Here is a 25,017-nt window from a genome sequence, read left to right as displayed (position 1 = left end):
TCTAATAAGAGGGGAGAGACGGTATCTGCATCCTAGCAAATACCGTGATACACGTTGACGGTTAAGAGATATTTACTCGCTGACTTCTTTAATCATATTGCGGGCGATAATGACTTGCTGGATTTGGGTCGTGCCTTCATACAAACGATATAAGCGGACATCACGGTAGAAACGCTCAATACCGTAGTCTGCGATATAACCGGCACCGCCATGAATTTGTACGGCTCTGTCAGCCACACGGCCACACATCTCAGTGGCAAACATCTTGGCGCATGAGGATTCTGTGACCACATCTTTGCCTTCATCACGCAGACGTGAGGCATCGAGTACCATCGATTTGGCGGCATAGATTTCCGCTTTTGAGTCTGCAAGCATGCCTTGAATGAGCTGAAAACTGGCAATCGGTTGACCGAACTGCTTACGCTCGACGGCATATTTTAGAGCATCATCCAGCATGCGAGTGGCAGCCCCTGTACTTGCTGCCGCAATATGCAATCGACCTTTATCAAGGACTTTCATAGCAGTTTTAAAGCCCACCCCTTCGACGCCGCCAATCAATGCATCTGAAGGTACGACACAATTATCAAAGATGACATCACAGGTATGCGCGCCTTTTTGCCCCATTTTTTTATCGATTTTACCCAAGGTGATACCTGGGGTGTCGCTCTCCACGATAAACGCTGAAATACCACCAGAACGTTTGTTTTGTGGGTCGGTGCGCGCCATGACGGTAAAGATGCCTGCTTGCGGTGCATTGGTAATATAGCGTTTGGTGCCATTGATAATATAAGTGTCACCGTCTTTGATCGCTGTGGTTCTTAGAGAGGCCGCATCTGAACCAGATTCAGGCTCCGTCAAACAAAACGAGCCAATAATTTCACCACTGGCAAGCCTTGGTAGGTATTTTTGTTTTTGTGCCTCGGTGCCATCAATGACCAGACCTGATGAGCCAATACCGTTATTGGTACCGATTAAGGAACGAAAAGCGGGAGAGGTACGCCCCAACTCAAATGCCAATGTGACTTCTTCTTCCATGGTCACACCAAGCCCACCATAGGCCTCAGGAATAGTCAATCCAAACAGTCCCAAGTCACGCATCTGCTGAATGATATCTTCTGGTAGGCGATCGTTCTCTGCCACCCAGTGCTCCATAGGCACCAGCTGATCGTTTACAAACTGACGGATGGTCTGAGTGATGTGGTCTAGGGTCTCTTTATCTCTAATCATGTGAATCTTCCTTGTTTGATGAATATCCAATATGGATCGTAGCGTCATGATGGGTTGAGCGTTACGACGCTTATAACTTGCAAATAGGACTGTTTTAAATGGGGCTGTCTTAAATGCGACTGTTTAAAATAACTTTTTAAAGAAAGCAAATGCCCTTGGAGAAACAGCATAATCGATGAATTGTAAAATTACAATACTTTTGGTTTAAAAAACCGCATTGCGGTATTTTTATAAATTAATAGCCTTTTAATACTAATATAAATTTCAATTTAAGGGTCTTTTATACTTCACAAATTAAAATAAACAGTATATATTGGTTTTTAATATCGCTATGCGGTATTTAATTCATAAATTTACATACATAAAATGTTTTGAAAATATTTCTATACTTATCTATAAGAGATGTCTAAGGGAGTGATCATGGAAGAGCAACTCGTTATTTGTGAGCAACAAGGAGATGGCGTCAGTGTTATCACACTCAATCGTCCTAAGGTTCGTAACGCTTTAAATGCTGAGCTACGCCAGCAGCTGGCAGACCTATTCATTCAACTTAATGATGACCCAGACACTAGAGCCATTGTGCTGACAGGCGGCGAGAAGGTATTTGCTGCTGGTGCCGATATCAATGCATTCTTGACTGCCAAAACAGCCGATATGTATCTGCGTCATAGCGAGCGTTACTGGGACGCTATTAGTAATTGCCAAAAGCCGATCATTGCCGCAGTCAATGGTTATGCGCTGGGCGGCGGCTGTGAGCTGGCCATGCATGCAGACATCATTATCGCGGGTAAATCAGCCAAGTTTGGACAACCAGAGATCAAAATAGGACTAATGCCAGGAGCAGGGGGCACACAGCGGTTGTTTCGCGCGATTGGTAAGCACAAGGCCATGAAGATGGTGTTAACTGGCGACATGATCAGTGCTGATGAGGCCGATCAAATGGGCCTAGTGTCTGAAGTGGTTGAGGACACGGTGACTATCACGCGCGCTATCGAGATGGCCGCGCAATTGGCAGCTTACTCTCCCATTGCATTGGCACAAATCAAAGAGGTATCAATGCTGGGTGCGGATATGCCTTTGCAGGGTGCATTGGCGTTGGAGCGTAAGGCATTTCAGATGTTGTTTGATACCGATGACCAAAAAGAGGGTGCTCGCGCCTTTTTGGAAAAACGTAGCCCTGTCTATAAAGGCTGCTAAATGATTGGCATGTGTTTGATCATGCTCTATCTAATCAATCACTATCTAACCAATCAATACTTTCCTAATACAGAATAGAGAATCATTATGACCGTGAACACAATCGCCATTATTGGCACCGGGATTATGGGTATGGGTATTGCCCAAATCGCCGCGCAAGCAGGTATTACCGTGCTTTTATTTGATGCAAAAGCAGGCGCTGCTGAGCAAGGCCATCAATCTTTACAAGTCATGCTTGAAAAGCTAACCGCCAAAGGTAAGTTTACCGATACGCAGCTTGCTAGTACGCTACAAAATCTGGTCGTCGTCTCTGAGTTGGCTGAAATTAAACAAGCAGATGTGGTAATCGAAGCCATCATCGAAGATTTGGCCATTAAAAAACAGCTGTTTAAACAGTTAGAGACGATCGTCACTACCGATACGATTTTGGCGACCAACACCTCTTCTTTATCCGTGACGGCAATCGCTGCTGACTGTAATTACCCAGAGCGAGTCGCAGGGTTTCACTTTTTTAACCCAGTGCCTTTGATGAAAATTGTAGAGGTGATCCCTGGTATCTCAACTCACTCTGCAACCACGCAAGTACTTAACGATTTGGCTATAGGCATGGGGCACTTGGGCGTGGTGGCAAAAGACACACCGGGCTTTATCGTCAATCATGCAGGACGCGCATATGGGACAGAGTCATTAAAAATAGTGGGTGAAGGAGTTGCCAGTTTTGAGGAGATTGACCGTATCTTGCGTGACGGGGCAGGTTTTCGCATGGGGCCATTTGAGCTAATGGATCTCACGGGGATTGATGTTTCGCATCCAGTTATGGAGTCCATTTATCACCAGTACTATCAAGAACCGCGCTATCGTCCGCACCCATTGACCCATCAAATGCTCACTGGCAAAAAGCTGGGTCGTAAAGTGGGTGAAGGCTTTTATCACTACACAGAAAATAAAAAACAAGATGGCCAAAAATCTACCATCAATAGTATAGCGCCACATGTCACATCAATATCTGAGACTACCATCACCTCAGTGTGGGTAGGTGCAGATATGGCGGATGACAAAACCCAGCTGGTCGATTATCTAAAGGCACATGGCGTCACTATCGATACCAATGAGCAGCCCGCAGCGGATAGTTTAGTATTGTTAGCGACTTATGGCGAGGACACGACTAATGCGGCTATCCGGTATCAAGTAGACCCCGCTCAAACCGTAGCCATCGATATGCTAACTGATTTATCAAAACACCGCACCTTAATGCCAAGCATGGTGACTCAGACTAAATTTGTGGCGCAGGCTTATGCCTTGTTTGCTAAAGCTTCAGAGCATCAGACTACTGAAAGTCACGCTACCGAAAGCCAAGTAGAAAAGCAGGCAGGCACGATGACCACGTTGATTGGCGAAAGCACAGGATTTGTGGCGCAGCGAGTAGTGGCTATGGTGATCAATTTAGGCTGTGATATTGCCATGCAAGGCATTGCGACGCCTGAGGATATTGATAATGCTGTCAAACTGGGGTTAGGTTACCCATCTGGCCCCATCACTTGGGGCGATAAGTTAGGCGCTCAGCGTATTCTGCTTATTTTGACACGCATTTATAAGTTGACAGGTGACCCGCGATATCGCCCAAGCCCATGGCTACAGCGCCGCGCGACACTGGGTATCTCACTACTTACCCAGCAAACCAATTGCTCGCTTTAATGGCTTGAGTCATTTGAGCAGACTGTCATACAGACTGTAAAAACAATTTAAAAAGTAATAAATTTAAAAACAAGGAATCGTTATGTTAAACGCCTATATTTATGATGGATTAAGAAGCCCGTTTGGTCGATATGTTGGGGCGCTCGCCACCGTACGTCCTGATGATTTAATCGCTACGGTGATCAAGGCATTGGTCGATAAACACCAGTTGCCAAGCGATATTTTTGATGAAGTACTGCTAGGCAGCGCAAACCAAGCCGGCGAAGATTCTCGCAACATCGCCCGTAATGCGGCGTTGCTGGCAGGGTTAGACGTTACAACGCCTGGTCAAACTATCAACCGTCTATGTGCATCAGGGCTATCGACTGTGGTCGATGCTGCTCGCAGTATTACCTGTAACGAAGGAGACATCATACTAGCAGGCGGTGTCGAATCAATGACGCGTGCGCCATTCGTCTTTGCCAAGACTGCACAGCCTTTTAGCCGTGATTTCAAAGTGTTTGACACCACCATTGGCAGTCGATTCCCCAATCCGCTCATTGCAGAGCAGTTCGGTAGTGATAGCATGCCGCAAACTGGTGATAATGTCGCGCACAAATACGGTATCACTCGTGAAGAGGCTGATCAGTTTGCCGCAGCATCGCAAGCGAAGTACCAAACTGCCAAACAAGCAGGGTTTTTTGACGATGAAATAACGCCTATCACTGTCTCGCAAGGTAAAAAACAACCAGACAAAACCGTCACAGAGGACGAGCATCCTCGTGCCAGCTCAACGATTGCCGCATTGAAAAATCTCAAGCCCTTAAATAAAGACGGTGTGGTCACGGCAGGCAATGCATCTGGCATTAACGATGGTGCAGCAGCGTTAATCATCGGCTCAAAACAAGCGGAGGAAAAGTTAGGCTTTAAGCCAATCGCCAAGATCTTATCATCGGGTGCGATGGGTGTTGAGCCAAACATCATGGGTGTGGGACCTGTCGAAGCCATTAAACTGGCGCTAAAACGGGCTAATTTGACCCTTGATGACATGTCTGTTATTGAGATTAATGAAGCGTTTGCCTCACAAGTACTCGGCTGCTTCAAGGGTTTGGATGTTGATTTTGATGATAAGCGAGTCAATCCCAATGGTGGTGCCATCGCTGTCGGACATCCGCTTGGGGCATCAGGTGCCAGAATCGCTTTGAGCACGGCACGCGAGCTACAACGTACCGGCGGTAAATATGCCGTGGTCAGTCTATGTATTGGTATTGGCCAAGGGCTTGCCATGGTGATAGAGCGAGTCTAATTCTCAAAACCTTACTGCTCAATCATTGACTACCAAGGACGATTTATTATCAAGGACGACAATATGACAACCGTACTCAACCAACACGAAAACTACCAGCAGGCAGAAGGCGCGTATGATTTTCCTTTGATCATCAAACAGCTACTCAACCGTGCCAAGATTGCCTCTACCAACCAAACCATCAGTTATGCAGACAAAATGACGTATACCTATGCTGAGTTTTTTCAGCGCATCAATCGCTTGGCCAATGTGCTAAAAAATATGGGTCTACAAGCAGGTGACGTGGTGGCTGTCATGGACTGGGACAGTCATCGTTACCTTGAGGCGTACTTTGCAGTGCCGATGTCTGGCATGATTTTGCAAACGGTCAATGTGCGCCTATCTGAAGATAAAGTGCTTTATACCGTCAGCCATGCTGCGCCAAAAGCACTGATATTGAATGCTGAGTTTGCCCCAATGGTCAAAGACTACCGTGATGATGCGCCTTCTATTGAGCATGTGATGTGGGCTGATGATGCAGAGGATGATAAAGCCGAGCTGCCAGACTATGTCAATGGCGAATATGAGTCACTGTTGGCAGCCGCTAGTGACGAGTTTGACTTCCCAGATTTTGATGAAAATACCATTGCTACGACATTCTATACCAGTGGTACCACAGGTGACCCAAAAGGAGTGTTCTTTACCCATCGACAGATTGTGTTGCAAACGATGGCAAGCACTTTGGCATCTGCACTCAACGCCGAAGGTCAAGGCGCGCGCTACAACGATGTCTATATGCCAATGACGCCGTTATTTCACGTTCACGCATGGTGCTGGCCATATGGTGCAACCATGATAGGGCTCAAGCAGGTCTATCCGGGACGGTATCTGGCAGCAAAGTTAGTTGACCTAATTGAGCAGCACAAAGTCACGCTGTCTCACGGCGTCCCTGCAATATTACAAATGCTCCTCAAAGAAATGGCTGAGCGTGGCCGCAAATTTGATGGTCTTAAACTGCTACTAGGTGGCTCAAAGCTAAACGAAGGCTTGGCTAAGGCAGCTATAGAATGTGGCATAGAGTTTATGTCGGGTTTTGGGATGTCAGAGTCCTGCCCTGTGCTGTCCCGCGCGGTATTCGATGACAAAACAGCATCTATGGCGCTGGAGGATAACCTCAATTATCGTTGTCTGTCAGGCTCGCCCATTATGCTGGTTTCAATGGAGATCTGGGATGAAAATGGTAAACCACAACCCATGGATGGCAAATCGACGGGTGAGCTTGTGATACGAGCGCCGTGGCTAACGCAAAGTTATTTTAAAAATCCCGACGCAGGTAACGAGTTATGGAAAGGCGGCTGGATGCATACTCAAGATATTGCCTGCATGACCGCTGATGGTACGCTCAGCATCACGGATAGGCTCAAAGATGTGATTAAATCTGGTGGCGAATGGGTATCCTCGCTTGAGGTCGAAACCATTTTATCGTTTCACCCTAGTGTCGCTGATATTGCGGTCATTGGTGTGCCAGATGAGCGCTGGGGCGAGCGTCCTGTGGCATTGATTGTGTTAAAACCAGACCATGTCGACACAAAAATGGAAGATATCTTGGCGTTGGGTCATCAAGCAGTAGAGAGAGGCCATCTGCCAAAGTATGGCGTACCAAGTGAGATTAGGTTTTTGTCAGATATGCCGAAGACCAGCGTTGGTAAACTTGATAAAAAAAGAATGCGTCTGATGTATGCAGAGCAATGCCTTTAATCAGGACATAGTGATTTGAATCAGAAGTACTTATTGCTTTTGACGTTGATCGCAACTAAAGCTGATGACTTTTGCTACAACCAATGGATTATAAATAAAAGAGAGCACTATGGAAGCGGTCGCTATATTCCCAGAAATAAAAGAAGCGCTCAGCACAGATGAGAGCCATCCATTACATGACTTTGCAGTGGTTTACTCTCAGCAAGTTGAGTGGGGTGACATGGATACCTTTGGTCATGTCAATAACGTTGTCTATTATGAGTATGCCCAAAATGCTCGTATCTATTACAACCGAAAATTGAACTTATTCAATGAACAGACTTCTTCGGTGATGGCAGCCTCATCATGCCAATATCTCAAGTCAGTAACGTATCCTGACCAGCTGTGGATCGGGGTGAAAGTCAAAAAGATCGGCAATTCAAGTCTGATTCACGAATATACCTACTATAGCACTGTACAAAAGCAAATCGTTGCCATCGGCGAGTCAGTTTTGGTCTATCTGGATAAACTGAGTGGACAGAAAAAGCCTATCAGTGAGTCGCAAAAATCGGCCATTGCCGCGCTTGAGTGTTATCAGCCAAGACTGATAACACTCAAGCATTCAGTTTATCAATTTTTAGATTATCAAAGAGGTGGCCTTTATATGAAAAAGACCACGGAGTAAGTACGAGCAAAAAACAGAGGGTCGAATGCTTAAAGGACCGTTTGTTTAAAAGACAATTTTTCAAAGTAATTATTAGGGCGTGTCCTCAATTCAATCGATAGTTATCTAAATGGGTTAAAAATGGCTAAATCTTGCCAAATGGCGTCAAATAGCTGACTAATATCTCGATATTATCTGCGCTATTTTCCTTGTTTGACTGCGATTTATCTCATTTTTATCACCATTTTTAAAATGAGGACACGCCCTAGGAGAGAAACTTACTAATAGGGAGCAAGAACGTACTGAGGTTTATAAAAATATAGCCATTGTGATTGATACGGATATCAAAACAAAACACGGAGTGTATGGATAATGCTTTATATAAAAAGACTGTCGTTAGGTGTGGCGATTTTGGCAAGTGCTGCCTCCGCGCAAGCGATAGAGATTGTGACCAAGGGTGATACCAATTTAAGTATCGGCGGTTATATCAAGGCAGAAGGGCTGTTTAACAGTCCAGATGAGGGCGATTCAGAGTTCCAAGGCAATCTGCGTCAGTCTCGTATCAATGTTAAAACCACCAAAACTGTTGAAGATAAAAAGCTGACTGGGTTTATTGAAGGCGATTTTTATGGTGACTATGCCACAGGCGGCTCAAACTTGCGCTTGCGTCATGCTTATGTCCAGTTGGATGATTTGACGGTTGGTAAGACTTGGAATGGGCAGTTCTTAGCAGTCGCGCCACTGTCAACGGAGCAAATAGATTTTTGGGGTACGGGTGTGGGGACGATATCCGGCGGCGGCTCTTATATTCGGCCAGATTTGACCTTGCACTATACTCATAAAGGATTTCGATTCAGCGCCCAAGAGCCTGCCTATGATAACGCTAACCTGCCTGATCTGGTCATGAGTTATAAAGACAGTCTATCTAACTTTGACTACAATGTAGCGCTAACTGCTCGTGAGGTCAAAAACGGAGAAGACTCAGATACAGGTGTGGGTGTCTCATTAGCGGGCAAGCTCAAGATAGGCGATGATTCTGTGCATGCAAGCGTATACAGCGGTGACGGGATGGGTGCTTATTCAGCGATATGTGTGGGTGGGCCTTTAGGCAGGACGGGCGGGGTAGATTGCGATGCGGAAGATGGAAAGCTTATTTCGCAAACTGGCTATAGCGTAGGATATAAGCATCAATTTACCCAGAAGCTGCGTGGTAACTTGCGTTATGGTGAGGTAAATGTAGACGATGCGGCAGACACTTCTGCCACTGTAAAAAGCGCGAACCTTATCTATGAGTATTTACCAGATCTAGATGTTGGTATTGAATGGCGAGAACAAAATAAAACCACGCTTCCATGGATGCCAGCAGGTCAACAAATCGAAGTCATGGCCAAATATACTTTTTAGAGCATATTGAATTTCTGCCATAAAATAAGAAAACTGCTGGTGAATATCAAAATATTCACCAGCAGTTTTCTTATTTGGAAGTCCTCTTATTTTGATCACTTATAGCCAGTAATGCTCTTGCACATACGTCACACACAGATCATAAAACGCTTGAGCGGGCGGGGAGATCGACTTGTCAGCGAGTTTAAAGATACCGATCTGTCGGTTCAAAGACGGGTCAACTAAATTTATCCAAACTAGTTCCGGCTCATTCGCAGGGAAGGCAAGCTTGGGTAAAGTAGTGATACCTAGATCATTACGCAATAAAGAAAACAGCGATGTAATGTTTTCTACCGTGTACCTTGCCCTACGATTGAGCGCCTCAGCTGGCGTGTTTTCGAGCAATCTGCAAGTGCCATTATAGATAAAAGGCTGGGTCATGAGTTGTTGCCAGCTTAGCCCTTGCGACTGATTTAACTCGTTGTTCAGCGCATTGGCTTTAAGACAAACCACGCCAATGGGATCTGATATGAGTAGCGTAAAATCTATATTCGTTTGATCAATACTGGTGCAATTGCCCAACGCTAAATCAATTTCTCCGGCTAACAATCGATTGGCCACACCGACAGAGTTATCATCTATCAGTACAATCTCAATATCAGGATATTTTTTTGAGTATTCGACCAATACACTGGGCAGTAACTTGGTCACTAATGATGGCACGCTTGCAATTCTTATTTTACCTTTGTCGCCAGCTGCGGATGCTTTTAAATCGTCTTCAAATGCTTGATATATATTTATAAATTGCTTGATTTTTGGTAAACAGGTTTCACCAAATGGCGTCAATATGGCCTTATTTCCTGCTTCAAACAAACGCTGACCGAGTATTTTTTCCAACTCCTTTATCGAGGCAGACAATGCCGCTTGCGAGCGATTGGCGCGATCCGCCGCCGCCCGAAATCCGCCTTCCTCTACCACAAATAAAAAATGACGCAGTTGCTGTAGCTTCATATCCATACCATCCAAGGCTATTTTTCAATGATTTATCTAAACGATAGATTAAATCTATCATATTTCAAATTTAATTAGTTAGATTTATCGTCTCTATGTGGGTAGGATACGTCTATAGCAATTGCTGCCCAATCATTGATCAAAGGATATGACGACATGACGACTCATTCAACCAAACAAGCCATCAAAACCTCACTTTATGCGTCTAAAGCCCCTTTAGAGTGGGCAATCACCAGCAATGGTACGTTGTACACTGCGCAGATTCCTATCGATGAAAATGGCGATGTGGTTGCAGGTGGTATCGAAGCGCAAACTCGCCAAACGTTAGACAATCTCAAGCACACACTAGAATGTGCCAATGTTGGCATGGATTCGGTATTACAGGTCATGATTTATGTGACCGATCGCGACTATTTAAAAACGGTCAACCAAGTCTATGCTGAATACTTTGAAGCACCCTACCCAAATCGGGCAGCGCTCGTGATAGCCGGATTGGCTCGTGAAGAGATGCTAGTTGAGTTGGTCGTATATGCCGCTGTGCCCTAAATTTTGAATGTACTCTAGTCAATAAATCAAATAGTTAATACTTTATCAAGGAAGCTCTTATGTCAGCTCACACCGCCCAACAGATATTACAGCAAGACCCAACCAAATCACTTTATATCAATGGTGAGTGGCAGGCAGGCGTAAATACCGTTGCCAATATTAACCCATCTGATATCACTGACACTATCGGTGAGTTCGCCCAAGCCAGTAGCGATCAAGTCAAAGATGCCATCGCGGCGGCGCGTCAAGCCCAGCCAAAGTGGGAAGCGACTCCTTTAGAAAAAAAGCAGTCTATCCTACAAGCGATTGGCGATGAAATGATTGCTCGCTGTGATGAGCTAGGTACGCTGTTGTCTCTTGAAGAAGGTAAGCCGTTTGCGGAAGGTCGCGGTGAGATTTATCGTGCAGGCCAGTTCTTCCATTACTATGCCGCTGAAGTGCTGCGTCAAATGGGTGATAGCGCTGATTCAGTGCGTCCTGGTGTTAAGGTCGAAGTTACCCGCGAAGCAGTCGGTGTGGTTGCCATTATCTCACCTTGGAATTTTCCAACTGCCACTGCTGTATGGAAAATCGCGCCAGCATTAGCATTTGGTAACACTGTCATTTGGAAGCCTGCAAATTTAACGCCAGCCAGCGCAGTGGCATTGGCTGAAATTATTCACCGTCAAGGCATGCCAGAAGGTACATTTAACTTATTGTTGGGTGGCGGCTCGTCAGTCGGTGATACGCTCATCAATTCTACAGACATCGACGCCGTTAGCTTTACAGGTTCTGTACCAACAGGTCGCAAAGTTGCGGCTGCTACTGCTCCAAACTTTATCCGTTGTCAGCTTGAGATGGGCAGCAAAAACGCCTTGGTTATCGCTGACGATGCCGATTTGCAAGTCGCTATCGATGCGGCAGTGGCTGGTGCGTTTGGCGGTTCGGGTCAGAAATGTACGGCTTCTTCACGCCTCATCGTGATGGACAGTATTCATGATGCGTTTGTAGACGGTGTGATTGCCAAAATGAAAACCCTAAAAGTTGGCCATGCGCTTGAAAACGGCATATTTATGGGGCCTGTCGTCGATGATAAGCAACTGGCGTCAAACATGGACTGGATCGAAAAAGCCAAGCAATCTGGTGCCAATTTAGCGTTTGGCGGTGAGCGTTTAGAGATGCCGCATGACGGCTACTATATGTCGCCCACGTTGTTTACGGAGACGGATAACAGCTGGGATATCAACCAAGAAGAAGTGTTTGCCCCGCTGGCGTGTGTCTTGCGTGTCAAAAACCTAGAAGAAGCGATTGCCATGACCAATGATACGCGCTTTGGTCTGACGGGCGGCATCATCACCCAAAGCTTGCGCAGCAGTGCGATGTTCAAAGAGCAAGTACAAGCAGGCTGTGTCATGGTCAATCTAGCAACTGCAGGTACGGACTATCACGTGCCATTTGGTGGTCGTAAACAGTCAAGCTTTGGCCCGCGCGAGCAAGGTCAATATGCCAAAGAGTTCTATACCATCGTCAAGACCGCTTATCAAAAAGCGTACTAGAATTATCTCAACAAGACTGCTCGCCGCTATCGAAGCGACACAGTGTAAAAAAGCACTTAATAGCCAATGATAGCGGCTACTGATAAAAGTATTAAAAGGAATTGATATGTACCAAGATCATATCGTCATTGACGGATTACAGTATAGCCATTGGGATCGCAATTATTTTAAGATGCTACAAGCCAGTGGTATCAATGCGGTACATGCCACCTTGGTCTATCACGAAGACGCTCGCCAAACCATGACCCGCTTTAGCGAATGGCATGCACGCTTTGAGCAAAACTCAGATCTTATCTTGCCAGTGTACTCAGTGGCTGATATCAAAACAGCAAAAGAGCAAGGCAAAGTTGGCATCTTGTTTGGCGCGCAAAACTGCTCACCAATCGATGATGAAATTGGTTTAATTAGCGTGATGCGCCGCTTAGGCCTATTGATTATGCAGCTGACTTATAACAACCAGAGCTTACTAGCGACAGGTTGTTATGAGAAGAATGATAGCGGTATTACCCGTTTTGGCCAGCAAGCCATCGCTGAGATGAACCGTGTCGGTATGATTATTGACATGTCACACAGCGCTGAGCGTTCAACGCTTGAGGCGATAGAAGTGTCGTCGCGTCCGATATGTATTAGCCATGCCAACCCAACGACGGCTCATGATGCACTGCGTAATAAATCGGATACAGTCATCAGTGCCTTGACTCAAGCAGGCGGATTGTTAGGGTTTAGTTTATACCCGTTTCATTTGCCAAATGGTAGTGACTGTACGCTCGATAACTTCTGCACCATGATTGCCAATTGCGCTGATAAGTATGGCGTGAAGCATTTAGCGATTGGCAGTGATTTATGTCTTAATCAACCACAAGCTGTACTTGAGTGGATGCGTAATGGACGTTGGTCAAAAGCGATGGACTATGGCGAAGGCAATGCCAGTAATTCAGGTTGGCCAGATACTTTGCCATGGTTCGCTGGCAAAGACGGTATGGAAAATATCTATAACGGTCTGCTAAAGCACGGTTTTAACGAAAGCGATGCTGGAAAAGTCATCGGTCAAAACTGGTTCGATTTTTTAGAGCAAGGCTTAAAGCCTTTGGCTTAACTAGCTGTTTAAAGAGTCATTTTAGTCAATGGTTGCTCGAAATCGCTATAAGACGACAGTCGTGTTATAGCGCATATCCATTTGAAATAGGTAATTTAAATTAGATAGGTATGTATAGTGAGGTCGTTTTATCATACTCTCATTGCTACCACTTTGATCTAAAACGCAACGTTAGCATAGTATATGGAGCCACATCATGGCCGATTTAAAGGGATTTAATCAAGGTGAGCAAGGACGCTCAACTCCTATTAATCAAGGAATAAGTGAGTCCGAAGCCGCCGCTATTTCTACCGACACGTTAGGCCTTAAAAATCCTGCGTTTTGGTACAGTGGCGGATTCATTGTAGCCTTTGTTTTGATGGCGATTTTTGCAGAAGCACGCTTAGCAAAAATAGTCGAAGTAGGCTTCTCATGGTCCGTCAAAATATTTGGGCCTTTTTGGCAGATATTGCTACTAGCTACCTTTGTCATTGCTTTGGCCGTCGGTGCTGGCCGTACAGGTCGCGTGATATTAGGCAATCTACCCGTACCTGAGATAGACAGTTTCAAATGGATGGCCATTCTTTTCTGCACACTATTGGCTGGGGGCGGGGTTTTTTGGGCTGCCGCTGAACCCATCGCGCATTTCGTGTCAGCACCTCCTTTATACGGTGAGTCAGCCGATCTACAACAGCGCGCTTTTAACGCATTATCCCAATCATTTATGCATTGGGGTTTTTTGGCGTGGGCGATTGTAGGCAGTTTAACCGCGATTGTGATCATGCATCTGCATTATGACAAAGGCTTACCGTTGAAGCCTCGTACGCTTCTTTATCCTATGTTTGGTGAGCGTGTACTCACAGGCCAAACGGGCGCAATTATTGATGCTTGTTGTATCGTGGCAGTGGCTGCCGGTACTATCGGTCCTATTGGTTTTTTGGGCTTGCAAACCAGCTATGCACTGAATGAATTGTTCGGTATTCCCGATACGTTCACGACTCAGCTAATCATTATTGTCTTTGCCATCGTACTCTATACGTTGTCTGCGATCAGTGGTCTGACTCGTGGTATGCAGCTACTCAGCCGCTTTAACGTCATTTTGGCTTTTGCGCTGATGGTTTTTATCTTAGTATTTGGTCCGACCAATTTTATTGTCAACGGCTACATTCAGGGTGTGGGTACGATGATTGACAACTTCGTTCCAATGGCAACCTTTCGCGGTGATGAAAATTGGCTGAGCTGGTGGACGGTATTCTTTTGGGGTTGGTTCTTGGGTTATGGCCCGATGATGGCGATATTTATCGCTCGTATTTCACGCGGTCGTACGATTCGTCAGCTGATTACGACAGTCTGTATTATTGCACCGCTTGTGACGTGCTTTTGGTTCACCGTCGTTGGGGGCTCTGGTTTAGCATTCGAGATTGCCAACCCCGGTAGTGTCAGTAGTGCATTTGAAGGATTCAACTTACCTGGTGCGCTATTGGCCGTGACGCAGCAACTCCCATTTCCTTTGATTACCTCGATATTGTTCTTAATTTTGACGACTGTGTTTATCGTGACCACGGGCGATTCGATGACTTATACCATCAGTGTGGTCATCAGTGGCGAGCGTGAGCCGAACGCCATGATTCGCACCTTTTGGGGCATCATGATGGGTGTGACGGCGATTGTTTTAATTTCGCTTGGCTCAGGTGGCGTGACAGCATTGCAGTCCTTTATCGTGATTACTGCCGTGCCAGTCTCTTTTGTATTATTGCCTTCACTATGGAATGGTCCACAGATTGCTCAGAAAATGGCACGAGAGCAAGATTTGTATCGCCCTAATCAGGTAGAGGTGAGACATAAAATCAGTGAAGCCGAAAACGCTCAAACGTCTAAAGAAAGCATGACGCAAAAAACTGATTAAGGTTCTAGATCACCAAACGGTAAATATGAGACAGCCATTACATGCGCCGCTAATTTCATATTTACCAATAGACCCCCTCATTGAGATTATTAACGAAGCTGCTGGCTCAGTATATTAGGTAAGGTAGTGACATTATGAATATGGTTTATGCAAACGATAAAAGTATCGACGTCAAATCGCCTTTACTTAGTACAGGTTTCCGTACTCGTGATGTGATTATGGATGCGCAAAGACTGGGTGCCATGCATCAAACCCGCGTTAGCTTTGTGCGTACGTTATTGCGTAAGATTGATAGAGAAAAATGGACGCTCAGCACTCATTTGTGGGATTTGGATGAGCAAGGCTATGGCAAGGTTATCTATCGTCTACATACCCCAGAGTATCTGTATCATTTGGTGGTGTTCTGCAACGAGCTGGCTGATGACGAGCGTAATGATAGAGTGATTGCCCAAAAATGGGATGTCACCTTTGGGCTGGTATTTGGTGAGATAAGCGAAGAGTTACTGAGTAATCTACAAGCCAACGTACCGCTACAAGAAGCTGGTCGCAACTCCAACATGATGATGGTGCTGGCACGAGCAAACAAGAGCGTCCGAGTCTTTGATCATATCGTCAGCTCCCTTGCGGCTGGCAAGCAGCCTGAGATTGATGTACTCGCACAAGTGGGCTACATCCTGCGTACCACGGCGGTCTATGGCAATGGTAAGTTCGGTATTTATGATTTTAAACCGTTAGATCATAGCGAGGACTTTAATCAGTCGTTCCGAGCGCAGATGTGTGCTGTCTATCTGCTGCGCGAGTTTAGTTTAGATTGGGTTGATTATTTGGCACAGCAAAAAGGTGGCAGCAACGCAGTCAAGCTGCATCCAGAGATTAAGCGTTATTTGGGTATTGGTAATGCTACCGGTCTGGGTATGGCGCCGTATTTAATCAATCATCCATGCGTCGTTGACCAATGGCTGACCACCCGTGAGGAAGCGTTGCAAGCAACATCGGTTTGCCAGATTGAGCCCAAAGAGTCGGCGCATTTTGCCAGTCTAATCAAGCGTGCTATCCAACATTTTAACGAGATTGTCACCATCAACGAGCAGCAAATTAAACGCAATGAAACGGTTGTGAGGGAGTTAATTGTTTTACAAAACAACTTGATGACAACCATTAATAATCATGCGACATGGGCAGATTTTTTACAGGCACATGACCATTTGAGCTTTGAGAGCCAAGAAGTCATCATTTCTTGCTTAATAGAGCTGTACCCTGAGCGTGTCGATGCACTGCTCGACAGAGTCAATGCTGATGAAGCCTTATCGTTACCAAAAGGTAAAGTCATTCAGGATCTAATTGACGTCTTAGAGCAGCATTATCGCTGGGCCATTGATATTGATTTTACTCAGCCTGAGAATAGCCATTGGTTTTGGTATCGTTCCATCGATAAGGAAGAGCCACGTATGGGTATACGTGGTCAGGAGCCGGGAGCTGATCGTGAGCTGTCCTTGGATATCGCTCGCCAAGCCAATCATTTATATTTGGCTTTAAAACAAGCCAATTCGCAGCAGCTAATATCTGAGTTCATTTTGAATAAGCCCAGATATCGCTCAATTGCGCGCCGCGTCTGGACGATGGGGCATAAGCAGCTGGGTGATATTCAGATGAATGTCTTACACAAAGACGCATTACCCATGCATCTATTACGGTGTAAATTATCGATGTTTGGGGCAACCAAGTTTGATCCCAGATCCGATCGCTGGGTCAGGATTACTTTGTTTCAAGGCGCGCCATTATTTGCAGAAGTGCATAGTGATGAATGGTTGTTTCCTTTATTGCCTGATGTATCAATAGAGCAAGGAGGCTCTGACTTATGATGGTATCGCACAATGAAATCGTCACGATGGTATACAAAGCTTTTACTGGGCTGCACCGAGAGGTGGGGGAAGCTGATGTGATAGCCACCATGGTCGCCGAACTACAGATGGCAGGATTGGATGGTATCAAACATTTCAATAATGCCACTCCATATATCTTGAACGAGATTGACACGCCAATCGATATCGTTCATCAAGAAGAAGGCGCTATCCGTTTAGATCTGCATGGTAGTAGCTTAGCCTGTCATTTGCCGACTATCATTGACTATGCGCTTGAAAAAATGGGCGACTCAGCGCATTTTTATATTTATTTGCAGAACTGTCATAATCGCTGGTTGGCTTATAGTGAGCTGGTCGGGCTAGCAGCCAAAGGATTTGCTTGCTTGGCCAAATGGGATAATGGCTCTGTGCCCAAACATACATTGTTTACGTTAAATAAAGACTTTGTCTATCCTGACCTTTACTTTTTTGACAAACCGCAAGCTAACTATAATACCAATGATATGGTCATTGAAATTGCCACGCAAAACTTTGATATCGAATCAGACATCCAGCATTTCGATCATAAAATATCGACAGATGCATTGTTTGAAACGCATCAGCGCGCATGGAAAGAAGGCATCTATGTCGATGATATGCAATGGGAAACACTCAAAACAACAGCCGCTGCTATATTGGTAGAAAACAGCGAAGAATCAAGTCGCGGTGCGGGCGGAGTATAGAGTATAGAGTATAAAGCCCAACCATTTTGACAGGTCTAAAAATTTTATTCATACTTCCAATTAAACAAAGTGGCTAGATCATTAGCTGCTTTTCCCATTACAGGTATACAACTCAACAGCTGCTCTAAAAATTTTCTTGCTATGGGGAAATAATTTAATAGTAATCTCTTATTGTTACTTGCCCAAATAAGTAGCGTCAATAAATGCCAATAAAAAACTCTTGTCGGTCAATACCTATAAAAATAAATGAACATATGCCTACATTTGCAACCAACCCTTCCTTGTCTATTTTCACTTATGTATCGCATGCGTTTATTTACAACGCTTACCTCTTGTCATTTTAAAAATGTTCTGCTAGGTTACATAACGATAATATAGTTATCTATATATAAAATACTGTTACAAAGCGCCAACTTTATACGGGTTTTATTAGATGATTTTTTATCTGCCAGAAATGTCAAAACGTAAGAGGTTGTAATCATGTTAGATTTAGCAAATATGACGCCACAAGAGGTCAGAGCACTAATTGGTAAGAACGAAATCAACAAGCCGACTTCTGGCATGTGCAAAGGTCACATACAAGCAAACTTAGTCATAGTACCCAAGAAATTGGCCTATGATTTTTTATTGTTTGCACAGAGAAACCCAAAATCTTGCCCTATTTTAGACGTAACAGATGTTGGTAGTTCGGAACCACGACTGATGGCGAAGGGCGCAGACTTGAAGTCTGATGTCCCAAAGTATCGAATATACGAGTTCGGCGAGCTAGTAGCGGAGGTGTCAGACCTAACAGACTATTGGAGAGAGGACTTGGTCTGCTTTCTTTTAGGATGTAGCTTTTCCTTTGAGTCTGCCATGCTCAATGCGTCTATTCCTGTCAGACACATCGAAGACAATCACAATGTGCCGATGTATATCACGAATATAGAAACTGAGCCTGCAGGACAGTTTTATGGAAAAATGGTGGTCAGCATGCGACCGATACCTTATCCATTAATCACCAGAGCCGTACAAGCCACCTCTCGGTTTCCGCAAGTACATGGCGCGCCTATCCATATTGGAAACCCTAGTGTCATCGGTATAACAGACATCCATTCTCCCGATTTTGGTGATGCATCACTCATAAAGGAAGGTGAAGTGCCTGTGTTTTGGGCTTGTGGTGTGACGCCTCAAAGCATCGCAATGACCAGTAAACCTGAACTTATGATAACGCACGCGCCGGGACATATGTTTATCTGCGACCCAAAAGATGAAGACTTGGCAGTTCTATAATGTTGGGTGACAACACTATTTTAAAACGCCATTTTAAAATGTAATGGCATCCAATCTTGTTTGTCCACAAAGCTCTCGGTAAATAAAAACGTATTGCATCGCACAAATTTTTTATAAAAAATAATTATTCACTTTTACTCTAATGGAATAGCTAACAATATGAATATTAACTTTACAGATCTAGAAAAGCTGATCAAAATCGCAGAAAGCGCTGACATACAATCATTAGAGGTGACCGATGGTGATGCACGTATCTCTATCGTTTGTCAGGCTAATGGCAATACTCCTCACTCAAAAACTGCTCATTCAGAATCACGCACAGTAACCTCCAACAATAACACTCCTAATAATACCAGTGCAGACAATAGCTCTATTGATGAAACGGTGACGACAGAGGTCACTGATTCATCTAGCTCTTCATCTTCATCCCAAGTATTGGCGCCTATGCTCGGTACTTTCTATCTTCGTTCTGAGCCGACAGCTGAAGCTTTCTTTGAAGTGGGTGATCAGGTAGCAGCAGGGCAGACACTATGCATCATTGAAGCCATGAAAATGATGTACGAGGTCAAAGCAGAAACTGCGTGTACGCTTAAAGAGATTTTGGTCGATGAAGGTGATGTCGTAGAGTACGCCCAGCCCTTATTTGTTATAGCGTCAGACAGTTAAAGCCACTCAATAGCCGCTCAATATTGTATAGACGCTGCACAAACACTGTATTTGACACTATATTTTTAAGGGAATAAACATGTTCACAAAAATCTTAATTGCCAATCGCGGCGAGATTGCTCTACGTATTATCCGAGCTTGCAAACAGCTAGGCATCCAATCAGTCATTGCGCATTCTGAATCAGACAAAGACTCGTTACCCGTGCGCCTAGCCGATGAAGCAGTATGCATCGGGCCTGCCAATGCCACACACAGTTATCTTAACCAACGAGCGATTGTGTCTGCTGCAAAGCTTACCAACGCACAAGCTATCCATCCAGGCTATGGATTTTTGTCTGAAAACGCAGACTTTGCGGCCTTGATTGAAGACTCAGGTCTCACGTTTATTGGCCCAACGGCTGACAATATCAGAAACATGGGCGACAAGGTTGAAGCCAAAAAACAAATGACGATGGCTGGCGTGCCCTGTGTGCCTGGTTCTGATGGCGCATTGCCTGCTGATTCAGAGCAAGTTATCAAAATCGCCAGTGACGTTGGTTATCCAGTCATCATCAAAGCAGCAAGCGGTGGCGGCGGTCGTGGTATGCGCGTGGTCGAAAAAGAAGCCGACTTACTCTCTGCGATTTCTATGACGCAAACAGAAGCCAAAGCCAATTTTGGTAGCGCTATCGTCTATCTCGAAAAATACCTACAAGCACCTCGACATATCGAAGTGCAAGTCATGTCTGACACTCATGGTAATGCTATTTATTTAGGCGAGCGTGATTGCTCTATGCAGCGTCGTCATCAAAAAGTCATTGAAGAAGCGCCAGCACCTGGTATCACCGAAGAGCAGCGTCAGAAAATCGGTCAAGCATGTGTCACAGCTTGCGAGCAAATGCAGTATAGAGGCGCAGGCACGTTTGAGTTTTTATATGAAAACGGCGAGTTCTTCTTTATCGAGATGAACACTCGTGTGCAAGTTGAGCACACCATTACTGAGATGGTGACGGGCGTCGATATTGTGCAAGAGCAAATCAGAGTAGCTGCAGGACTGCCACTGGCATACAAGCAAAGTGATATCGCCATTACCGGACACGCTTTTGAGTGCCGTATCAACGCTGAAAACGCGCAGACATTTTTACCAAATGCTGGGCGCATAGACTACTGCCACATGCCAGCAGGGTTTGGTATCAGAGTAGATAGCCATGCTGAGTCGAACTACACTGTGCCGCCATCTTATGACAGTTTGATTGCCAAGATATGTGTACAAGATCGTTCAAGAGAAAAAGCGATAGAAAAAATGCGTGCGGCCTTATCGGAGGCGCAAATTACGGGTATTGATACCAATATTGGTTTGCATCAACGTCTGTTTGAAGATGAGGTGTTTTGTGAAGGTCAAATGAGCATTCATTATCTGGAACAGTGGATACAAGACAATATATAAATCAGGTCTTGCCCGCAAAAAAGAAAACCAAATCTGACATTAGCGTCAGAAGCGTCAGAATCAAGATATAGTCGGTTCAATATAATTTGGATATGAGGAAGGCGAGTGAAAGTACTACAACTAGTAGACTAAGCGAGCCTGACAGCGTATCCAAATTATAGGGGGTTTGACTATAGCAGATAAAAAATAATGGAGCACGTGCTAATGGAACTACAATGGCAACTATGCAGTGAAACCAATCTAGCGTTGTTTTTCCCTAAACCAACCACCTTAGAAAAACAACAAAAATGCTGGGCGTTATCAGACAGTATCCAAAAAATGCCAGAAGTCATAGAAGTGGTGATTGGTATGAATACGCTCAGTGTATTCGTCGTGCCATTAACTTGGGCTGAGCTGAATACTTTCAAAGATAAGCTTTCAGACCTGCTCAATGATATCCCTTCAAAAACCATCCAAGGTAAGCACGTCGAGATACCAGTGCATTACGGCGGTAAGTATGGCCCCGATCTAGCGGCCATGGCGAATGACCTAAATCTCTCAGTTGAAGCCGTTGTCGATCTACATACCAAAGCCACTTATACCGTTTACTTTATCGGTTTTCAGCCAGGATTTCCTTATCTTGGCGGCTTGTCTGAGTCCTTATACTTCCCAAGGCATGCCATCCCTAGAACCCAAGTGCCCGCAGGCTCAGTGGGTATCGGCGGTGAGCAGACAGGGGTTTATCCTTTTGATTCTCCAGGCGGTTGGCAGCTACTAGGCCAGACGGATACTGCTTTATTTGATTTAACCGAGACCTCTCCGACGTTGCTTAACGCAGGTGATACTTTGACATTTAAAGCGATTGATATTCATCAATAAGCGATAAATAAAAGATGCATGAATCAAAAAGACAAATAAACAGGTGGTATCAATGAAAATTTTAACCGCAAGTGCCCTTGCCAGTATTCAAGATTCGGGACGACTGGGTTACCGCAGTATGGGTGTGGGTAGAAATGGCGTAATGGACAGCTGGGCGCTACAAGCTGGTAACGCTTTGATGAAAAATGAGGCAAACGAACCTGCTATTGAAATAGCACTGGGTGAGCTAACCATACAGTTTGAAGAAAGCGTCAGTTTTTGCTTAACAGGGGCTTTGTACGAAGCCTATCTAGACGACAAACGTGTTCCTTGCTATTGGCGTATCAATGCAACAGCGGGGCAAACGCTCAAACTTTTGCGTCCGCTACAAGGTATGTATAGCTATTTATGTGTGCACGGTGGCTTCGATATTGAGCCAGTATTGCAGTCGGTTAGCACCAATCTCAAAGCAGGATTTGGCGGATTTGAAGGCAGATACCTAAAAGCCGATGATAGCTTAACGGTAAAAACTGAATCAAACCTGCCTGTGATTGGGGTGGCTCGACTTGCCCCAACCGATGTCATTAGAGTGATAAAAAGCAGTGAGTATGATTGCTTCACTGAGTCGTCTCAACAGGCTTTTGAAAATCAGCCTTGGAAACTACAAACCAGTAGCAACCGTATGGGTTACCGCCTTGATGGGGCTACAGCGCTTGAATTTAGTAAGCCTGTAGAAATGAGCTCACATGGTGTTGATATTGGTATGATTCAGGTGCCACCGCAAGGGCAACCGATTATTTTGATGGCGGATGGGCAAACAACGGGTGGCTATCCTAAAATCGCAACCGTAATTCAAGCAGACATAGGTCTGATGGCACAGATTAGATTTGGCAAAACCTGTCAGTTCGTCGTTGTGTCATTAGAGCAAGCGCTGCATGAACAACAGAAAAGACAACATTACATCGATCAAATAAAGGAGTATGCCAATGAAAATTGATTTAAATGCTGATGTGGCTGAAGGCTGCGGGCAAGATGATAAGTTAATGACGATAGTCAGCTCAGCCAATGTCTGCTGCGGTCTTCATGCTGGGTCTTATGGCGAGATGCTAGCAACGTTGCAATTGGCAAAAGCAAACAACGTGAGCGTAGGTGCGCACCCTGGTCTAAACGATAGAGAGAATTTTGGCCGTATTCATCAGCCGTTAAGTGAAGCCGATTACCGTGCTTTATTGATATATCAATTGGGTGCAACCAAAGCGCTCTGTGACTTGGTTGGTGTGTCATTAGACTACGTAAAACCGCATGGTGCATTGTACAACCAAGCCGCTATTGATGAGAATTTATCAGATATTTTGGTGAGTGAAATCAAACGATTTGATCCAAGCCTAAAGGTCATGGGTTTGTCCGGCGGCTATTTGGTTAAATCAGCTAAGAAACAGGGTTTAGAGGCGATATCAGAAGTGTTTGCCGATAGGAACTATGAAAAAGACGGCTCATTGGTCTCTCGTAGCAAAGACAACGCCCTGATAACCGATACGGATGATGCGGTTAAGCATGTATTTCAGATGATCACTGAAGGGACTGTCACCAGTGTCTGCGGTCAAACCGTATCCGTAGAGGCGCAAAGTATCTGCCTACATGGTGATGGCGAACACGCCATTTTATTTGCACAAGAAATAAAGAAACAACTAGAGCTAAAAGGTATCACTATCTCTGCCCACTAAATATAAATATCCGCCCACTAATCATTTGATTAAATAATCCCATATAGCACAAGGATGTTTATGAGCACTATAAAAAAACACAATACCGCCATTTTAGGCGCGGCCTTCCTGATGGCTACATCAGCAGTAGGGCCAGGGTTTTTGACCCAAACGGCCACATTTACCGAAAGCCTTATGGCAAGTTTCGGTTTTGTCATCTTAATATCTATTATTATGGACATTGGCGTTCAGCTTAACGTTTGGCGAGTAGTCGCGGTCTCCAAAAAGCGTGCACAGGAAATCGCCAACTTGGTGTTTCCTGGTGTCGGTTACTTGCTCGCGTTCTTAATCATTGCGGGTGGTCTGGCTTTCAATATTGGTAATATTGGCGGTGCCGGACTTGGCATGCAGTCCATGTTCAACATGTCACCCATTACAGGCGCCCTGATCAGTGGTGTGATTGCCGTCGCGATATTTTTAGGCCGAGAAACGGGGCCTATGATGGATAAGTTCGCTCAGTTAATGGGCTTTATCCTGATTGTATTGGTCATTTATGTGGTCTTTAAATCTGATCCGCCATTAGCAGAAGCCGTCAGCAAAACGATCATGCCTGACAAAATTGATGCAGTGGCTATCGTGACGCTAGTCGGCGGTACGGTTGGCGGTTATATTACTTTCTCAGGTGCGCATCGCTTATTAGAAGCAGGCGTCAGCGGAGAAGAGAATTTAAAATCAGTGACCAGAAGCTCGGTCTCTGGTATTTTGATTGCCTCTGTGATTCGCGTGTTTTTATTCCTTGCCGTATTAGGCGTGGTATCTCAAGGTTTTGCATTGGATCCTGCCAACCCAGCCATGTCGCCGTTTCAGTACATTTTAGGAAATGCGGGTAAAGTTATTTTTGGTATGGTGATTTGGGCGGCTTCTGTGACCTCGGTGATTGGTGCTGCTTATACCTCTGTGTCTTTTATGACCAACTTCCATCCATTCATTGAAAAGCACAAACGCTACTTCATTATTGGTTTCATCGTGATCTCGACAATGGTGTTTGCCACTATCGGTAAACCAGCCCAAGTACTGGTATTGGTCGGTACGTTAAATGGTTTGGTATTGCCTATCGCCATGGTCATCATCTTGATTGCCGCCTACAGAAAAAATATCGTTGGCAATTATAAGCATCCTATTTGGATTGCGGTATTTGGTTGGTTAATCGCCATCGTGATGAGCATCCTAAGTGTCATGACCATTGCTAAATATCTGGGCATGAGTTAAAAAATTAAGATAAGGAATGT

The 25,017-nt window shown here is 44.9% G+C and carries 21 protein-coding genes; 19 read left to right on the top strand and 2 right to left on the bottom strand.

Annotated elements, in window-relative coordinates; translation table 11 throughout:
- Positions 1-72: 72 nt before the first annotated feature.
- Positions 73-1,227, bottom strand: a complete 1,155-nt coding sequence (locus tag I6E86_RS09030; RefSeq protein ID WP_197177167.1) for an acyl-CoA dehydrogenase family protein — start codon at positions 1,225-1,227, stop codon at positions 73-75.
- A 420-nt stretch (positions 1,228-1,647) separates the two neighbouring features.
- Here I6E86_RS09030 and I6E86_RS09025 point away from each other — a divergent pair, with 420 nt between their 5' ends.
- The 6 genes from I6E86_RS09025 (at position 1,648) to I6E86_RS09000 (ending at position 9,188) form a co-directional block, all read left to right on the top strand.
- On the top strand, positions 1,648-2,424 hold the full coding sequence (locus tag I6E86_RS09025; protein ID WP_197177166.1) for an enoyl-CoA hydratase: 777 nt from the start codon (positions 1,648-1,650) through the stop codon (positions 2,422-2,424).
- A gap of 87 nt (positions 2,425-2,511) precedes the next feature.
- Complete coding sequence (locus I6E86_RS09020) at positions 2,512-4,119, top strand: 3-hydroxyacyl-CoA dehydrogenase (RefSeq protein WP_227680604.1); 1,608 nt, start codon at positions 2,512-2,514, stop codon at positions 4,117-4,119.
- Positions 4,120-4,201: 82 nt separating this feature from the next.
- Positions 4,202-5,404: a 3-oxoadipyl-CoA thiolase gene (locus tag I6E86_RS09015; RefSeq protein WP_197177165.1), complete on the top strand. Its 1,203-nt coding sequence runs from the start codon at positions 4,202-4,204 to the stop codon at positions 5,402-5,404.
- A 63-nt stretch (positions 5,405-5,467) separates the two neighbouring features.
- Positions 5,468-7,141: a fatty acid--CoA ligase gene (locus tag I6E86_RS09010; RefSeq protein WP_197177164.1), complete on the top strand. Its 1,674-nt coding sequence runs from the start codon at positions 5,468-5,470 to the stop codon at positions 7,139-7,141.
- A 109-nt stretch (positions 7,142-7,250) separates the two neighbouring features.
- Positions 7,251-7,805, top strand: coding sequence for an acyl-CoA thioesterase (locus I6E86_RS09005; protein WP_197177162.1), 555 nt, complete (start codon positions 7,251-7,253; stop codon positions 7,803-7,805).
- Positions 7,806-8,156: 351 nt separating this feature from the next.
- The gene (locus I6E86_RS09000) at positions 8,157-9,188 is read left to right on the top strand and encodes a porin (RefSeq protein ID WP_197177161.1); all 1,032 of its coding nucleotides are present in this window, start codon (positions 8,157-8,159) and stop codon (positions 9,186-9,188) included.
- 99 nt (positions 9,189-9,287) lie between these two features.
- Here the strand turns inward: I6E86_RS09000 and I6E86_RS08995 are convergent, their stop codons facing one another.
- Positions 9,288-10,184, bottom strand: coding sequence for a LysR family transcriptional regulator (locus I6E86_RS08995; RefSeq protein WP_194365339.1), 897 nt, complete (start codon positions 10,182-10,184; stop codon positions 9,288-9,290).
- Between the two features lie 150 nt (positions 10,185-10,334).
- On the opposite strand from I6E86_RS08995, the gene I6E86_RS08990 reads away from it, so the two are divergent.
- The 13 genes from I6E86_RS08990 (at position 10,335) to I6E86_RS08930 (ending at position 24,997) form a co-directional block, all read left to right on the top strand.
- Entirely contained in the window at positions 10,335-10,724 is a 390-nt protein-coding gene (locus I6E86_RS08990) for a RidA family protein (protein WP_045445827.1), read from the top strand.
- A 59-nt stretch (positions 10,725-10,783) separates the two neighbouring features.
- Entirely contained in the window at positions 10,784-12,259 is a 1,476-nt protein-coding gene (locus I6E86_RS08985) for an aldehyde dehydrogenase family protein (protein ID WP_197177159.1), read from the top strand.
- Positions 12,260-12,365: 106 nt separating this feature from the next.
- Positions 12,366-13,355 (top strand): membrane dipeptidase, encoded by a 990-nt coding sequence (locus tag I6E86_RS08980; protein ID WP_197177156.1) that lies wholly within the window; start codon positions 12,366-12,368, stop codon positions 13,353-13,355.
- A gap of 196 nt (positions 13,356-13,551) precedes the next feature.
- Positions 13,552-15,240, top strand: a complete 1,689-nt coding sequence (locus I6E86_RS08975; protein ID WP_197177154.1) for a BCCT family transporter — start codon at positions 13,552-13,554, stop codon at positions 15,238-15,240.
- Positions 15,241-15,374: 134 nt separating this feature from the next.
- On the top strand, positions 15,375-17,102 hold the full coding sequence (locus I6E86_RS08970; RefSeq protein WP_197177152.1) for a hypothetical protein: 1,728 nt from the start codon (positions 15,375-15,377) through the stop codon (positions 17,100-17,102).
- Entirely contained in the window at positions 17,099-17,824 is a 726-nt protein-coding gene (locus I6E86_RS08965) for a DUF3726 domain-containing protein (protein WP_197177150.1), read from the top strand. The genes I6E86_RS08970 and I6E86_RS08965 overlap by 4 nt, the downstream gene beginning before the upstream one ends.
- A 480-nt stretch (positions 17,825-18,304) precedes the next feature.
- Entirely contained in the window at positions 18,305-19,096 is a 792-nt protein-coding gene (locus tag I6E86_RS08960) for a putative hydro-lyase (protein WP_197177148.1), read from the top strand.
- 159 nt (positions 19,097-19,255) lie between these two features.
- Positions 19,256-19,762 (top strand): acetyl-CoA carboxylase biotin carboxyl carrier protein, encoded by a 507-nt coding sequence (gene accB / locus I6E86_RS08955; protein ID WP_197177146.1) that lies wholly within the window; start codon positions 19,256-19,258, stop codon positions 19,760-19,762.
- Positions 19,763-19,841: 79 nt separating this feature from the next.
- Entirely contained in the window at positions 19,842-21,188 is a 1,347-nt protein-coding gene (accC, locus tag I6E86_RS08950; RefSeq protein ID WP_197177144.1) for an acetyl-CoA carboxylase biotin carboxylase subunit, read from the top strand.
- Positions 21,189-21,392: 204 nt separating this feature from the next.
- Positions 21,393-22,046: a 5-oxoprolinase subunit PxpB gene (pxpB, locus tag I6E86_RS08945; protein WP_197177142.1), complete on the top strand. Its 654-nt coding sequence runs from the start codon at positions 21,393-21,395 to the stop codon at positions 22,044-22,046.
- 52 nt (positions 22,047-22,098) lie between these two features.
- Positions 22,099-23,022: a biotin-dependent carboxyltransferase family protein gene (locus tag I6E86_RS08940; RefSeq protein WP_197177135.1), complete on the top strand. Its 924-nt coding sequence runs from the start codon at positions 22,099-22,101 to the stop codon at positions 23,020-23,022.
- On the top strand, positions 23,012-23,749 hold the full coding sequence (gene pxpA, locus I6E86_RS08935) for a 5-oxoprolinase subunit PxpA (RefSeq protein ID WP_197177133.1): 738 nt from the start codon (positions 23,012-23,014) through the stop codon (positions 23,747-23,749). Before I6E86_RS08940 ends, pxpA begins: the two co-directional genes overlap by 11 nt.
- Before the next feature lie 60 nt (positions 23,750-23,809).
- Positions 23,810-24,997: an NRAMP family divalent metal transporter gene (locus tag I6E86_RS08930; protein ID WP_197177131.1), complete on the top strand. Its 1,188-nt coding sequence runs from the start codon at positions 23,810-23,812 to the stop codon at positions 24,995-24,997.
- Positions 24,998-25,017: the final 20 nt, after the last annotated feature.

The sequence above is a fragment of the Psychrobacter sp. SWN149 genome (assembly GCF_015864565.1).
Classification (GTDB): domain Bacteria; phylum Pseudomonadota; class Gammaproteobacteria; order Pseudomonadales; family Moraxellaceae; genus Psychrobacter.
Note: the sequence above shows the minus strand (reverse complement) of the source record. Positions and strands in the feature narration are given on the sequence as shown.